The sequence below is a fragment of the Citrobacter sp. C13 genome, assembly GCF_014596815.2.
Taxonomy (GTDB): Bacteria; Pseudomonadota; Gammaproteobacteria; order Enterobacterales; family Enterobacteriaceae; genus Citrobacter; species Citrobacter portucalensis.
The window spans coordinates 695132-709238 of record NZ_CP115024.1; the positions used below are offsets into that span (position 1 = coordinate 695132).

General features: G+C 53.5%; 10 protein-coding genes. 5 read left to right on the top strand and 5 right to left on the bottom strand.

From position 1 onward, the window contains the following. Nucleotides 1–100 precede the first annotated feature (100 nt). The 3 genes from parC to ftsP all read left to right on the top strand — a co-directional run bounded on the left by parC (nucleotide 101) and on the right by ftsP (nucleotide 4776). Nucleotides 101–2359 carry a DNA topoisomerase IV subunit A gene (gene parC, locus IB222_RS03405; RefSeq protein ID WP_003828391.1) on the top strand — a complete coding sequence of 753 codons (2259 nt, stop codon included), beginning with the start codon at nucleotides 101–103 and terminating at the stop codon, nucleotides 2357–2359. A 195-nt stretch (nucleotides 2360–2554) separates the two neighbouring features. Next, nucleotides 2555–3292 carry a 1-acylglycerol-3-phosphate O-acyltransferase gene (plsC, locus tag IB222_RS03410; protein ID WP_003024540.1) on the top strand — a complete coding sequence of 246 codons (738 nt, stop codon included), beginning with the start codon at nucleotides 2555–2557 and terminating at the stop codon, nucleotides 3290–3292. A 71-nt stretch (nucleotides 3293–3363) separates the two neighbouring features. Next, entirely contained in the window at nucleotides 3364–4776 is a 1413-nt protein-coding gene (gene ftsP, locus IB222_RS03415; protein WP_008785819.1) for a cell division protein FtsP, read from the top strand. A gap of 16 nt (nucleotides 4777–4792) precedes the next feature. Here the strand turns inward: ftsP and IB222_RS03420 are convergent, their stop codons facing one another. After that, nucleotides 4793–6268 carry a TrkH family potassium uptake protein gene (locus IB222_RS03420; protein ID WP_020996330.1) on the bottom strand — a complete coding sequence of 492 codons (1476 nt, stop codon included), beginning with the start codon at nucleotides 6266–6268 and terminating at the stop codon, nucleotides 4793–4795. A 199-nt stretch (nucleotides 6269–6467) separates the two neighbouring features. On the opposite strand from IB222_RS03420, the gene IB222_RS03425 reads away from it, so the two are divergent. Next, complete coding sequence (locus tag IB222_RS03425) at nucleotides 6468–8639, top strand: YgiQ family radical SAM protein (RefSeq protein ID WP_003024532.1); 2172 nt, start codon at nucleotides 6468–6470, stop codon at nucleotides 8637–8639. 155 nt (nucleotides 8640–8794) lie between these two features. Here IB222_RS03425 and IB222_RS03430 read toward each other — a convergent pair whose 3' ends face one another. The 4 genes from IB222_RS03430 to yqhD form a co-directional block, all read right to left on the bottom strand. Then, complete coding sequence (locus IB222_RS03430) at nucleotides 8795–9196, bottom strand: HIT family protein (RefSeq protein ID WP_149384539.1); 402 nt, start codon at nucleotides 9194–9196, stop codon at nucleotides 8795–8797. A gap of 44 nt (nucleotides 9197–9240) precedes the next feature. Next, nucleotides 9241–10695, bottom strand: coding sequence for a DASS family sodium-coupled anion symporter (locus IB222_RS03435; RefSeq protein WP_003828381.1), 1455 nt, complete (start codon nucleotides 10693–10695; stop codon nucleotides 9241–9243). Between the two features lie 188 nt (nucleotides 10696–10883). Further along, nucleotides 10884–11711 carry a 2,5-didehydrogluconate reductase DkgA gene (dkgA, locus tag IB222_RS03440; protein WP_008785816.1) on the bottom strand — a complete coding sequence of 276 codons (828 nt, stop codon included), beginning with the start codon at nucleotides 11709–11711 and terminating at the stop codon, nucleotides 10884–10886. Nucleotides 11712–11815: 104 nt separating this feature from the next. Further along, entirely contained in the window at nucleotides 11816–12979 is a 1164-nt protein-coding gene (gene yqhD, locus IB222_RS03445; protein WP_149384540.1) for an alcohol dehydrogenase, read from the bottom strand. Between the two features lie 194 nt (nucleotides 12980–13173). On the opposite strand from yqhD, the gene IB222_RS03450 reads away from it, so the two are divergent. Beyond that, entirely contained in the window at nucleotides 13174–14073 is a 900-nt protein-coding gene (locus IB222_RS03450; RefSeq protein WP_032934199.1) for an AraC family transcriptional regulator, read from the top strand. Nucleotides 14074–14107 lie beyond the last annotated feature (34 nt).

Consider the following 14107-nt stretch of genomic DNA (forward strand, 5'->3'; position numbering starts at 1 on the left):
ATCCGGCCCTTTTCTTTGTGACTCAACACGCCAGATAGGGTAGTATCTGCGGCAATATTGCCCTTCAATAGAGGGGTACAAAGTTGAGGAACCACGATTAATGAGCGATATGGCAGAGCGCCTGGCGCTGCATGAATTCACGGAAAACGCCTATCTGAACTATTCCATGTACGTCATCATGGACAGGGCGTTGCCGTTTATTGGCGATGGTTTGAAACCCGTTCAGCGTCGCATCGTGTACGCGATGTCCGAACTGGGGCTGAATGCCAGCGCCAAATTTAAAAAATCCGCCCGTACCGTCGGTGACGTGCTGGGTAAATACCATCCGCATGGCGACAGCGCCTGCTATGAAGCGATGGTGCTGATGGCGCAGCCGTTCTCTTACCGTTACCCGCTGGTTGACGGGCAGGGGAACTGGGGGGCACCGGACGATCCGAAATCCTTCGCGGCGATGCGTTATACCGAATCACGCCTGTCTAAATATGCGGAAGTCTTGCTGGGCGAACTCGGTCAGGGAACGTCGGACTGGGTGCCAAACTTCGACGGCACCATGCAGGAGCCGAAGATGCTGCCTGCGCGTCTGCCAAATATTCTGCTGAACGGCACGACCGGTATTGCCGTTGGTATGGCAACGGACATTCCGCCACATAACCTGCGTGAAGTGGCAAAAGCAGCGATTACCCTGATTGAGCAGCCGAAAACGACGTTGGATCAGTTGCTGGATATCGTGCAAGGGCCGGATTACCCGACCGAAGCGGAGATCATTACTTCGCGCGCGGAAATTCGTAAGATTTACGAGAACGGACGCGGCTCCGTACGTATGCGTGCGGTATGGACGAAAGAAGACGGCGCGGTGGTGATTTCCGCGCTGCCGCATCAGGTTTCCGGGGCAAAAGTGCTGGAGCAGATCGCTGCTCAAATGCGCAATAAAAAGCTGCCGATGGTAGACGACCTGCGCGACGAATCGGATCACGAAAACCCGACCCGTCTGGTGATTGTCCCGCGCTCGAATCGTGTGGATATGGAGCAGGTGATGAACCACCTGTTTGCCACTACCGATCTCGAAAAAAGCTACCGTATCAACCTGAACATGATCGGTCTTGATGGTCGTCCGGCGGTGAAAAACCTGCTGGAGATCCTCACCGAATGGCTGGCGTTCCGCCGCGATACCGTGCGTCGCCGCCTGAATTATCGTCTGGAAAAAGTGCTCAAGCGCCTGCACATCCTTGAAGGTTTGCTGGTGGCGTTCCTCAACATTGACGAAGTCATCGAAATTATTCGTCATGAAGATGAACCTAAGCCAGAGCTGATGTCGCGGTTTGGTATTTCTGAAACCCAGGCTGAAGCCATCCTTGAGCTGAAATTGCGCCACCTTGCCAAACTCGAAGAGATGAAAATCCGCGGTGAGCAGGATGAGCTGGCGAAAGAGCGCGATCAGTTGCAGGCCATTCTGGCTTCCGAACGTAAAATGAGTAACCTGCTGAAGAAAGAGCTGCAGGCCGATGCAGACGCCTATGGCGACGATCGTCGTTCTCCGTTGCAGGAGCGCGAAGAAGCGAAGGCGATGAGCGAGCACGACATGCTGCCATCTGAGCCGGTGACCATTGTGTTGTCCCAGAGTGGCTGGGTGCGTAGCGCCAAAGGCCACGACATCGATGCACCGGGATTAAGCTATAAAGCGGGCGACAGCTTTAAGTCGGCAGTGAAGGGTAAGAGCAACCAGCCGGTGGTGTTCGTGGACTCGACCGGACGCAGCTATGCCATCGACCCGATTACGCTGCCGTCGGCGCGTGGTCAGGGTGAACCGCTGACCGGGAAGCTCACGCTGCCGCCAGGCGCGACGGTTGAGCACATGCTGATGGAAGGCGACGATCAGAAACTGCTGATGGCCTCCGATGCGGGCTACGGTTTTGTCTGCACCTTCAATGACCTGGTCGCACGTAACCGTGCTGGTAAGGCGTTGATTACGCTGCCAGAAAATGCGCGCGTGATGCAGCCGGTGGTGATTGAAGATGAAACCGACATGCTACTGGCTATTACCCAGGCCGGTCGCATGTTGATGTTCCCGGTGAGCGATTTACCGCAGTTGTCGAAAGGCAAAGGGAACAAGATCATTAATATCCCTTCAGCGGAAGCGGCGAAAGGCGAGGATGGTCTGGCGCAACTTTACGTGCTGCCGCCGCAGAGCACGCTGACCATCCACGTCGGTAAGCGCAAAATCAAACTGCGTCCTGAAGAGTTGCAGAAAGTGACCGGTGAGCGCGGTCGTCGCGGCACGCTAATGCGTGGTCTGCAACGTATCGACAGCATTGAGATTGACTCGCCTCGACGCGCCAGTCACGGCGACAGCGAAGAATAACGCTACCGTCCGGCTCTCCCTGTTAAAGCCCAGGGAGAGCCAACGTTAAAAATTCCCGTGAAACCGTTGTTTATTCGTGCGTTGCGATTAACAATACGCTTTTCCAGAGAGCCGCCCTTAACAAAGCCCTAACCTGATACCGCATGATGAATCAGGTGACGTAAAATGCCAGGCTCTTAGGCCTTAGAGGTTGTTATGCTATATATTTTTCGTTTAATTATTACTGTTATTTACTGCGTTCTGGTCTGTATTTTCGGTTGCATATACTGTCTGTTCAGCCCACGAAATCCAAAACACGTCGCAACGTTCGGTCATATGTTTGGCCGCCTGGCTCCCCTTTATGGCCTGAAGGTCGAGTGCCGCATGCCGGCAGACGCGCAGAACTATGGTAATGCTATCTATATTTGTAACCATCAGAACAACTATGACATGGTTACCGCTGCGAATATCGTTCAGCCGCCGACGGTGACAGTAGGTAAAAAAAGCCTGCTGTGGATCCCTTTCTTCGGGCAGCTGTACTGGTTAACCGGTAACCTGTTGATTGACAGAAACAACCGCGCTAAAGCGCACAGCACCATTGCTGCCGTGGTGAATCATTTCAAAAAACGTCGCATTTCTATCTGGATGTTCCCGGAAGGGACGCGTAGCCGTGGTCGCGGTCTGCTGCCGTTTAAAACCGGTGCGTTCCATGCAGCGATTGCTGCAGGTGTCCCGGTCATTCCGGTGTGCGTTTCCACAACCTCGAACAAGATAAAACTCAATCGACTCAATAATGGTCTGGCGATTGTCGAGATGTTGCCGCCGGTGGATATTAGCCACTTTGGGAAAGATCAGGTTCGTGAACTGGCAGCGCATTGCCGCACGCTGATGGAACAAAAAATCGCAGAACTCGATAAAGAAGTTGCTGAGCGGGAAGCCGCCGGTAAGGTTTAATCCGCGCAATTCGGGTTTTTTACAGGAAATGACTTCCTGCGTGTTAATAGCCAGTTTTTTATGGAGTTTATATGTCATTCAGTCGGCGTCAGTTCATTCAGGCATCGGGGATCGCACTGTGTGCAGGTGCTGTTCCGCTGAAGGCTAATGCTGCCGGTCAGCAACAACCGTTACCTGTGCCTCCGCTGCTGGAATCCCGCCGGGGGCAGCCGCTATTTATGACGCTGCAACGTGCGCACTGGTCCTTTACGCAAGGCACGCGCGCACCTGTCTGGGGAATTAACGGCCGCTATCTGGGACCGACAATCCGCGTCTGGAAAGGGGATGACGTCAAGCTTATCTACAGCAACCGTCTGACTGAAAATGTCTCGATGACCGTCGCCGGGTTACAGGTACCTGGCCCGCTGATGGGCGGCCCGGCGCGCATGATGTCCCCGAATGCTGACTGGGCGCCGGTGCTACCGATTCGCCAGAATGCCGCCACGTTGTGGTATCACGCTAATACGCCAAATCGTACTGCTCAGCAGGTCTATAACGGTCTTGCCGGGATGTGGCTGGTTGAAGATGAAGTGAGTAAATCACTATCTATTCCCAACCACTATGGCGTGGATGATTTTCCGGTCATTATCCAGGACAAGCGGCTGGACAACTTTGGCACGCCGGAATACAGCGAGCCCGGCAGCGGTGGCTTTGTCGGTGATACGCTGCTGGTCAATGGGGCGCAAAGCCCGTATGTCGAAGTCTCCCGCGGCTGGGTGCGCTTGCGTTTGCTGAACGCTTCAAACTCGCGTCGTTACCAGCTGCAAATGAGTGATGGCCGTGCTCTGCATGTGATTTCCGGCGATCAGGGTTTTTTACCTGCGCCTGTTTCGGTGAAGCAGCTCTCGCTGGCTCCGGGCGAGCGTCGTGAGATCCTGGTGGATATGACTAATGGTAATGAGGTCTCTATCACCTGTGGTGAGGCGGCCAGTATTGTCGACAGGATCCGCGGGTTCTTTGAGCCTTCCAGTATTCTCATCTCCACGCTGGTATTGACGTTGCGCCCGACAGGTCTTCTGCCGCTGGTGACTGACAGCCTGCCAATGCGCCTGCTGCCAACGGAAATCCTCAGCGGTTCGCCGATTCGCAGCCGTGATATCAGCCTGGACGACGATCCTGGCATCAACGGTCAGCTGTGGGACGTCAATCGTATGGATATTACTGCCCAGCAGGGCTCCTGGGAGCGCTGGACGGTGCGGGCGGATATGCCCCAGTCCTTCCATATTGAAGGCGTCTCGTTCCTGATCCGTAATGTGAATGGCGCGATGCCGTTCCCGGAAGACAGAGGCTGGAAAGATACTGTCTGGGTTGATGGCCAGGTTGAATTACTGGTTTATTACGGACAGCCTTCCTGGGCCCATTTCCCGTTCTACTTTAATAGCCAGACGCTGGAAATGGCGGATCGTGGCTCAATCGGACAGATGTTGGTGAACCCGGCGCCGTAATGCGCCGGGGTATTCGTTACGCCCGCCAGAACATGCGCGAGAACAGGATCAGAATGGGGTAAATCTCCAGACGCCCCATGATCATGGCCGCGCACATCAGTAGCTTTGCTTCCTCGTTTAAGGTGCCAAATGTCGTGGCGGTGACGCCAAATCCTAGCCCCATATTGTTGATGCAGGCGGCGACGGTGGCGAAAGAGGAGAATAGATCGTAGCCCATCAGATTGAGCGCCCAGATAAAAAAGCTGGTGAACAAGACGTAGAGAAAGAAAAAGCTCCATACCGAACGCACCACCCGGTCGCTTACCACGCTATTGCCCACTTTGATATTCAGCAGGGCACGGGGATGCGCGAGCTGGTGTAACTCCTGACGGCACTGCTTGAACATAATCAAAAAGCGCAGCACCTTAATCCCCCCGCAGGTCGATCCCACACAACCGCCGAAGAAACTGGCGCTGAGCAGCATGAAGATCGTGTGCGAAGGCCACTGCGCGTAATCCGCCGTCGACAGGCCATTATCTGTCAGCATCGAACTGGCCAGAAAAAAAGCATGCACCAGGCTGTCCGTTAATCCGTACATGCCTGCCCGCCAAACTTGCCAGGTGGCGATCAGAGTGACCACCAACGCAATAAGCAAAAAGAAACGCAATTCGGCATTACGACGAAAGGGTTTGAAGGTACGTTTCACGATAGCAACGTACCAGAGGGTGAAGTTAAATGCAGACAGCAGTGAAAATATCCCGGCGACAAGCTCAATGGCATGGCTGTTATAAAAGCCGATGCTCTCGCTGCGAGTGGAAAATCCGCCGAGAGAGACCGTCGACAGCCCGTGGCATAAGGCGTCGAAAAACGACATCCCGGCAGCCCAGTAGGCCAGAGTACAGATCAGACCCAGAATGACATAGGTCATCCACAGCGTACGTGCAGTATCAGCAAGTCTTGGCGTGAGGCGTTCTTCTTTAAAAGGGCCTGGCATTTCAGACTGATACAGCTTCATGCCACCAATACCCAGCAGCGGCAATACCGCTACGGCGAGGACAATAACACCCAGACCGCCAATAAAATTGAGCTGAGCCCGATAGTACAGATACGACTTCGGCAAGGCGCTGACGTCATCAATCACCGTTGCGCCTGTAGTGGTAATTCCAGAAACTCCTTCAAACAGGGCATCCGCAAAAGAGAGGTTTAAGCCATCGTCCATCCACATCGGCATCGCGCTGATAAATGAAAACAACAGCCAGAACAGGACGATAATGACGAAACCATCCCGGGTGCGCAGTTGAATACCCGCATGTTTGGTTGCCAACCACGCCCCGCCGCCGAGGGTGAAGAAAGTCATAAATGTGCTGAAAAAAGCGAACAAGCTCCGCTCTTTATTTAACAAAGCGATGAGCATCGGTGGCAGCATAGAAAAGCTGTAGAGAAGAACCAGAAATCCGCACAGGTGAACAACAACCCGTAACTGGGAAATATGCAGTGAATCGTTGAGTCGCAATGAAAAATCCCCCGCCGAAAAAGAGTTATCTCAGCTGGCTGGCATGGTGTTAATTATGATTGATAAAAATGATCGTCGTAAAATTTAACAATTTATATAACTTTCTACTGGTCTGGTTCAGACTCCACTTCATTTCTTGCCGACATACAGCGTATAATCCTCGGCCTTTGATTATTTTTTTACCATTTTTGGAAGCATTATGAGCGCAATATCCCTGATCCAGCCGGACAGAGACCTTTTCTCCTGGCCGCAGTACTGGGCTGCCTGTTTTGGCCCGGCACCGTTTTTGCCGATGTCACGCGACGAAATGGACCAACTTGGCTGGGATAGCTGCGACATCATTCTGGTTACCGGTGATGCATACGTCGATCATCCCAGCTTTGGTATGGCAATTTGCGGACGTATGCTGGAAGCACAAGGCTTTCGCGTAGGGATTATCGCCCAGCCGGAGTGGAACAACAAAGACGATTTTATGCGTTTGGGTAAACCGAACCTGTTCTTTGGTGTGACCGCAGGCAACATGGACTCGATGATCAACCGTTACACCGCCGATCGCCGACTGCGCCATGACGATGCCTACACACCGGACAACGTTGCGGGCAAACGTCCGGACCGCGCCACGCTGGTCTATACCCAGCGCTGTAAAGAAGCATGGAAAGATGTGCCGGTTATTCTCGGCGGTATTGAGGCCAGCCTGCGCCGTACCGCGCACTATGACTATTGGTCTGATACCGTTCGCCGCTCTGTTCTGGTGGATTCCAAAGCCGACATGCTGATGTTCGGCAACGGCGAACGTCCGCTGGTGGAAGTGGCGCATCGTCTGGCGATGGGCGAAACCATCGATCAGATCCGCGACGTGCGTAACACTGCGATTATGGTTAAAGAAGCGCTGCCGGGCTGGAGTGGGGTGGATTCCACGCGCCTCGACACGCCGGGCAAGATTGACCCGATCCCGCATCCGTATGGTGAAGATCTGCCGTGTGCTGACAACAAACCGGTCGCACCGAAAAAGCAGGAAGCGAAAGCGGTAACCGTACAGCCGCCGCGCCCGAAACCGTGGGAAAAAACCTACGTGCTGCTGCCGTCCTTCGAAAAAGTGAAGGGCGATAAAGTGCTGTATGCGCATGCGTCGCGTATCCTGCACCACGAAACCAACCCAGGCTGCGCGCGTGCGCTGATGCAAAAGCACGGCGATCGCTACATCTGGATCAACCCGCCAGCCATTCCGCTCTCTACCGAAGAGATGGATAGCGTCTTTGCGCTGCCGTACAAGCGCGTGCCGCATCCGGCGTATGGCGACAGCCGCATTCCGGCCTATGAGATGATCCGTTTCTCGATCAACATTATGCGTGGCTGCTTTGGCGGCTGTTCGTTCTGTTCGATCACCGAGCACGAAGGTCGTATCATCCAGAGCCGCTCTGAAGACTCGATCATCAATGAAATCGAAGCCATTCGCGACACCGTTCCGGGCTTTACCGGCGTGATTTCCGATCTCGGCGGCCCAACGGCAAACATGTATATGCTGCGCTGTAAGTCACCGCGCGCGGAACAGACCTGCCGTCGTCTGTCATGCGTCTACCCGGATATCTGTCCGCATATGGACACCAACCACGAACCGACGATTAACCTTTATCGTCGAGCGCGTGATTTGAAAGGCATTAAAAAGATCCTCATCGCTTCGGGCGTTCGCTATGACATCGCGGTTGAAGACCCACGCTATATCAAAGAGCTGGCGACCCACCACGTTGGCGGTTATCTCAAGATTGCGCCAGAGCATACCGAAGAAGGCCCGCTGTCGAAGATGATGAAGCCGGGGATGGGCAGCTACGATCGCTTTAAGGAATTGTTCGATACCTACTCTAAACAGGCGGGTAAAGAGCAGTATCTGATCCCGTACTTTATTTCCGCGCACCCAGGTACGCGTGATGAAGATATGGTGAATCTGGCGTTGTGGCTGAAGCAACGTCGTTTCCGTCTGGATCAGGTGCAGAACTTCTATCCATCGCCGTTGGCGAACTCCACAACCATGTATTACACCGGGAAAAACCCGCTGGGTAAAATTGGTTATAAGAGTGAAGATGTGGTGGTGCCGAAAGGTGATAAGCAGCGTCGTTTGCATAAAGCACTGCTGCGTTACCACGATCCAGCTAACTGGCCGTTAATCCGCCAGGCGCTGGAAGATATGGGTAAAAAGCATCTGATCGGCGGTCGTCGCGAATGTCTGGTCCCGGCACCTACGCTGGAAGAGATGCGCGAAGCGCGTCGCCAGAACCGTCATACCCGTCCGGCGTTGACCAAGCACACACCGGTGGCGCATCAGCGCCAGACGCCTGCTGCAAACAAAAAACGCGGGAAAGTAGCGGGACGCTAATCTGTCTTGCCCGATGGTGAAAGCTTATCAGGCCTACGAATAGCATGATTTTGTAGGCCGGATAAGGTGCTTGAACCGCCATCGGTAGAAAGACGCAGTATTTATGCTTCACGAATTCTGGCCGCTAATGCGGCCAGTTTTGCATCATCCGCTCGTTAGTGGTCATGTGACGACAGATATCCTTCATATTGCTCGAAAAATTTATTCTGCCGCGCTTCAATCGGTTTCCAGTGGGTTAGATCGCCAGTGCCATGCATGGGGCTTAATTTGCTGTGTACATGGTCTACGCCGAAACCTTCGAAGAACATCCCTGTACGACTGACATCCGGGAAAGCCTTATCCAGTTTCTTAGCCACTTTTTGGGTTGCCAGCATCAGATCAGCCAGTGCCTGCGGCGGCATATCGAAGGCATAGCTGGGATAATGCTTTTTCGGGATCACCACGGTAAAACCGTCGGTGTTCGGGAAAATCGACAGAAAAGCCAGATGATGCTCGTCTTCCCAGACCTTATGGCAGGGGGCTTTACCTTCAACTATTTGACAGAAAATACAGGTCATTCCTTTTCTCCGCAGGTAAGGTGATTCGTCTGGACGCAGTCAGTTTAGTACAGACCCAACACCTTCCACCACATCAGACCCACGGTGATAAACACCGCCTGGTTAAACAAGCTGATGATAAATCCTGTGCGCCACCAGACGCCCGTTGGAACATACCCGGCACCAAACAGGATTGGACCGCGAGCGTGGGTGTACTGGGTGAGCGAGCAGTACAAACTGCTGGTGAAGGCCAGCATTAATGCCGTGGGGGCTGCGGGAATATTCAGATGCAGACCGACGCCGAGGAAAACGGCGTACAGCGCGGCAATCTGTGCATTACCGCTGGCAAAAAAGTAGTGGGTATAGAAGTAGGCGGCGTTCAGCAGCAGCAGGACGATCACCCAACTGGTACCGTGCATAGTACTGCTCAGGCTATCGCCGATCAGATTGCCAAACCAGGTGGTGAAGCCCAGTTTTTTCAGCTGGTTCGCCATCATCAACAGCGCGGCAAACCAAATCAGTGTGTCCCATGCACCTTTCTCGCTCTTCACATCTTCCCAGCTCAGAACACCGCTTAGCAATAAAATGGACAGCCCCACGAACGAGGCAGTGGTGGCGTCGACGCCTAACGTATCGCCAAAAATCCATAGCACCAGCAGTACGCCGACGGTAGCCAGCATCAGCCATTCGCCGCGAGACATACTGCCCATTTCCGCCAGCTCTTTGCGCGCCAGATTCGGGGCATCCGGCGTGTGCTTAATTTCCGGGCGCACGATCCAGTAGACCAGCAGTGGAACCAGCAGTAAGGACACCAGGCATGGCAGCAGCGCCGCCATAAACCAGCCGCCCCAGGTCAGCGTGACGCCTGCATTGGCCGCCAGTTTCACCGCCAACAGGTTGCCGGTATAGCCGGTCATAAAGAGCGCGGCGGTGACGTCGTTGACGTTGCCAATACAGGTGATAAGAAAGGTACCGATTTTACTGCGGGACTCATCTTCCGGGTTCGAATGGAAACTGCGTGCCAGAGAGTCAGCAATCGGATAGATGACGCCGCCGCAGCGTGCTGTATTACTCGGCATCGCCGGGGAGAGGATCAGATCGGCAAAAGCCAGACCATAGGCGAGTCCCAGCGTGCGCTTGCCGAGCAGACGGATCATCTGCAGCGCAATGCGTCGTCCGAGGCCAGTTTTGATAAATCCGCGGGCAATCATAAAAGCCACGACGATAAGCCAGATAAGTGAACTGTTCAGCTCACTCAGTGCCGTGGTGATAGCGCCGCTGGCGGTTTTATCCCCGGCAGCATAGGCGAGTGCAAAAACCGTAATCCCAATAATGCCGACCGCGCCGATGGGTAAAACTTTTGCCACGATAGAGGCAATCGTCGCGACGAAGATAATTGCCGAATGCCAGGCTGGCGCACTTAACCCCGAGGGAGGGGTAAGTTGCCACAGTCCGGCAGAAATGAATATTATAAGAATTAATGGGAGCCATTTGACTCCGCTACTTTTTTTCTCAGTCACGCTTACGCACCTATGGATATGGTGAATATATTCATTAAATAAATATATTTATTTAATAATTAACAGGTTATGTTGCGTAATGCTGCTCCAGCGACTGCAAGAAATACATCAATATATGTGCGTGAATTGTTTCCTGATATTTCAAATCAGTAAAGGCCCGACGAGAGTGTCGGGCTGGAGGGAAGGGGTTAACCGCCGAACTGATCCGGATCTGGCCCCAGACGTTTGCCCTGATCGAGTTTCGCGATTTCGCCTAATTCGTCTTTATCCAGGCGGAAGTCCCAGACGTTAAAGTTTTCTGCGATACGCGCCGGGGTGACTGATTTCGGAATCACCACCAGCCCGCTATCCAGGTGCCAGCGGATGACAATCTGCGCCGGTGATTTGCCATATTTCTCGGCGAGGTCACGGATGATCTTTTGATCAAAGACGTCTTTGCCGCCCTGCGCCAGCGGGCTCCAGGATTCGGTCTGGATTTTATGCGTTGCGTTCCAGGCGTGCAGTTGGCGCTGTTGCATAAGCGGATGAAGTTCGATCTGGTTAATTACTGGAGGTACGCCGGTTTCATCCATCAACCGCTGGAGATGATTGATCTGAAAGTTGCACACGCCTATGCTCTTAATCAGACCTTCTTTTTGCAGGTCGATCATGTTTTCCCACGCTTCAACGTAGTGGTCGATCGCCGGAACCGGCCAGTGCATCAGGTATAGATCGAGGTAATCAAGCTGGAGTTTTTCCATGCTTTCGAGCAAGGCTTCCCGGGGGCGTTTTTGGTCATCATTCCACAGCTTGGTGGTGATGAATAACTCGTCCCGTGGTACGCCAGCATCGCGTATTGCTTTGCCGACACCTTCTTCGTTTTTGTACGCAGCAGCGGTATCAATTGAGCGATACCCCACTTCCAGCGCTTTATGAATGGCGGTGATGACTTCTTCGTTACTTGCCTTCCAGACCCCCAGGCCCAGTTGCGGCATGACGTTACCATCCTGTAGTTTGATAATGGTTGGACCGGTCATAATTCCCCCCCTGGATTACAGTCACCGGGGCAGCCCCCGGTGAGTTAGGTGTGACTTAAGCCTGGTATAAATACCCAAAAACGAAAGGCGGAGGTTAAAAAACCTTAGCGGGCAGCTTCGTAAATCCGACGGCTGACTTCAAGCGTAATGTCCTGATGTTCGCCCAGTTGCGTACCACCGTGTGCTTCCAGTTTTTCCAGCAATGCCGGGATAGAGCTACCGTCCAGGCCGTAGTCAGACAGGCGAGTGGGTACACCCATTTGTTCGAAGAAAGTGCGGGTAGCGGCAATGGCGGCGTCGATGCGCTGGTCGTCGGAACCTTCGGTGATATTCCAGATACGCTCTGCGTATTGCAGCAGTTTGGCACGCTTGGTATCACGTTTTTCATTCCACAGCGCTGGCAGAACGATGGCCAGCGTTTGAGCATGATCCAGACCATGCATTGCGGTCAGTTCATGGCCCAACATATGCGTTGCCCAGTCCTGCGGTACGCCTGCGCCAATCAGGCCGTTCAGCGCCTGGGTTGCCGCCCACATGACGTTCGCACGCACGTTGTAGTTTTCCGGCTCCTGCAAGGCTTTCGGACCTTCTTCTACCAGCGTGAGCAGAATGCCTTCGGCAAAGCGATCCTGAATTTTCCCGTCTACCGGATAAGTCACATACTGTTCCACGGTATGAACAAAAGCATCCACAACGCCGTTTGCAACCTGACGCGGCGGCAGGGTGTAGGTGTAAACCGGATCCAGTACGGCAAATACTGGCTGCACAAACGGGGTCATAAAGGCCAGTTTATCGCCGGTGGTTTTACGCGAAATTACCGCGCCGGAGTTAGATTCAGAGCCGGTTGCAGGCAGGGTTAATACGGAGCCCATCGGGATGGCGCTTGTGACGTCGTTGCCGTGAGTTTCCAGAATGCGCCATGGATCGATGCCGTCAGCGTACTGTGCCGCTGCCGCGATGAATTTGGTGCCGTCCAGCACTGAACCGCCACCTACTGCCAGCAGAAACGTCACTTTGTCATCACGCACGATTTTTACCGCGTTCATCAGCGTTTCATAAGACGGGTTTGGCTCGATACCGCCAAACTCCAGCACGTCCAGGCCTTTCAGCGCGTCCTGAACCTGTGCCAGGACGCCAGTTTTTTTCACGCTGCCGCCGCCGTAGGTAACCAGTACGCGAGCGTCCTGAGGAATTTGATCGCGCAGTTCAGCAATTGCGCCTTTACCAAACAAAATACGTGTTAGGGTATGGAGATTAAAGTTGTTCATTGCTCGTTCCCTTTGGTGGGTAATAAAAGAGGGCAGGAGAGTGTCTGCCGGATGATGAACATTGTGGTCGCCCGCCGCGCTGCTCTCAATGCTCATTTCTGCCGATGTCTTGCCCATTTCTACAGACTGCTGGAGAAAACGGATAAATCTGCGCATTATGTCAGGGTCGAAAACCGATGATGAAATGGTGCTCCATGAACCGTGATGAGATCTGCCTTCTGCTGACAGATAAAATTAAGCAGCTGAAAAGCAATGAAAATAGACTTAACGAACTGCTGCCAGATGTCCGCCTGCTATACGGTACGGAGCCGGCGGCACGTACACCAGTCATGTATCAGCCAGGCATCATATTTCTCTTTTCGGGACATAAAATTGGTTACATCAATGAGCGCATATTTCGCTATGACGCCAACGAATACCTGCTGCTAACCGTACCTTTACCCTTTGAATGTGAAACCTATGCGACGCCGGAGGTTCCTCTGGCCGGTATTTACCTGAATGTCGATATTCTGCAATTGCAGGAGCTGCTGATGGACATTGGGGAAGACGAGCTGTTCCAGCCCGCCATGGCAGCCAGCGGGATTAACTCTGCGACGCTCTCTGACGAAATTCTCTGCGCTGCTGAGCGCCTGCTGGATGTGATGGAGCGACCGCTGGATGCGCGTATTCTGGGGAAACAGATTATTCGCGAGATCCTCTACCATGTGTTGACCGGTCCGCGCGGCGGCGCGTTACTTGCGCTGGTCAGCCGCCAGACGCATTTCAGTTTGATAAGCCGGGTGTTAAAGCGGATTGAAACCAAATACACCGAAAACCTCAATGTAGAACAGCTGGCGGCAGAGGCGAACATGAGCGTGTCGGCGTTTCATCATAATTTTAAAGCGGTTACCAGCACGTCGCCGCTGCAATATCTTAAGAGTTATCGCCTGCATAAAGCGCGGATGATGATGATTCACGATGGAATGAAGGCCAGTGCGGCTGCCATGCGCGTCGGTTATGAGAGCGCATCGCAATTCAGTCGGGAGTTCAAACGTTTCTTTGGCGTAACGCCGGGGGAAGATGCGGCAAGAATTCGTATGATGCAGGGGAGTTGATTTCTTGTAGGCCTGACAGGTACACCGTAGGCTA

Excerpts from the sequence above, each read along its gene's own strand:
- IB222_RS03430 (WP_149384539.1), bottom strand. The coding sequence starts at position 9,196 with ATGACCTGTATTTTCTGTCAAATAGTTGAAGGTAAAGCCCCCTGCCAT.
- IB222_RS03450 (WP_032934199.1), top strand. The coding sequence starts at position 13,174 with ATGAACCGTGATGAGATCTGCCTTCTGCTGACAGATAAAATTAAGCAG.
- IB222_RS03425 (WP_003024532.1), top strand. The coding sequence starts at position 6,468 with ATGAGCGCAATATCCCTGATCCAGCCGGACAGAGACCTTTTCTCCTGG.
- dkgA (WP_008785816.1), bottom strand. The coding sequence starts at position 11,711 with ATGACCGGTCCAACCATTATCAAACTACAGGATGGTAACGTCATGCCG.
- yqhD (WP_149384540.1), bottom strand. The coding sequence starts at position 12,979 with ATGAACAACTTTAATCTCCATACCCTAACACGTATTTTGTTTGGTAAA.
- parC (WP_003828391.1), top strand. The coding sequence starts at position 101 with ATGAGCGATATGGCAGAGCGCCTGGCGCTGCATGAATTCACGGAAAAC.
- plsC (WP_003024540.1), top strand. The coding sequence starts at position 2,555 with ATGCTATATATTTTTCGTTTAATTATTACTGTTATTTACTGCGTTCTG.
- ftsP (WP_008785819.1), top strand. The coding sequence starts at position 3,364 with ATGTCATTCAGTCGGCGTCAGTTCATTCAGGCATCGGGGATCGCACTG.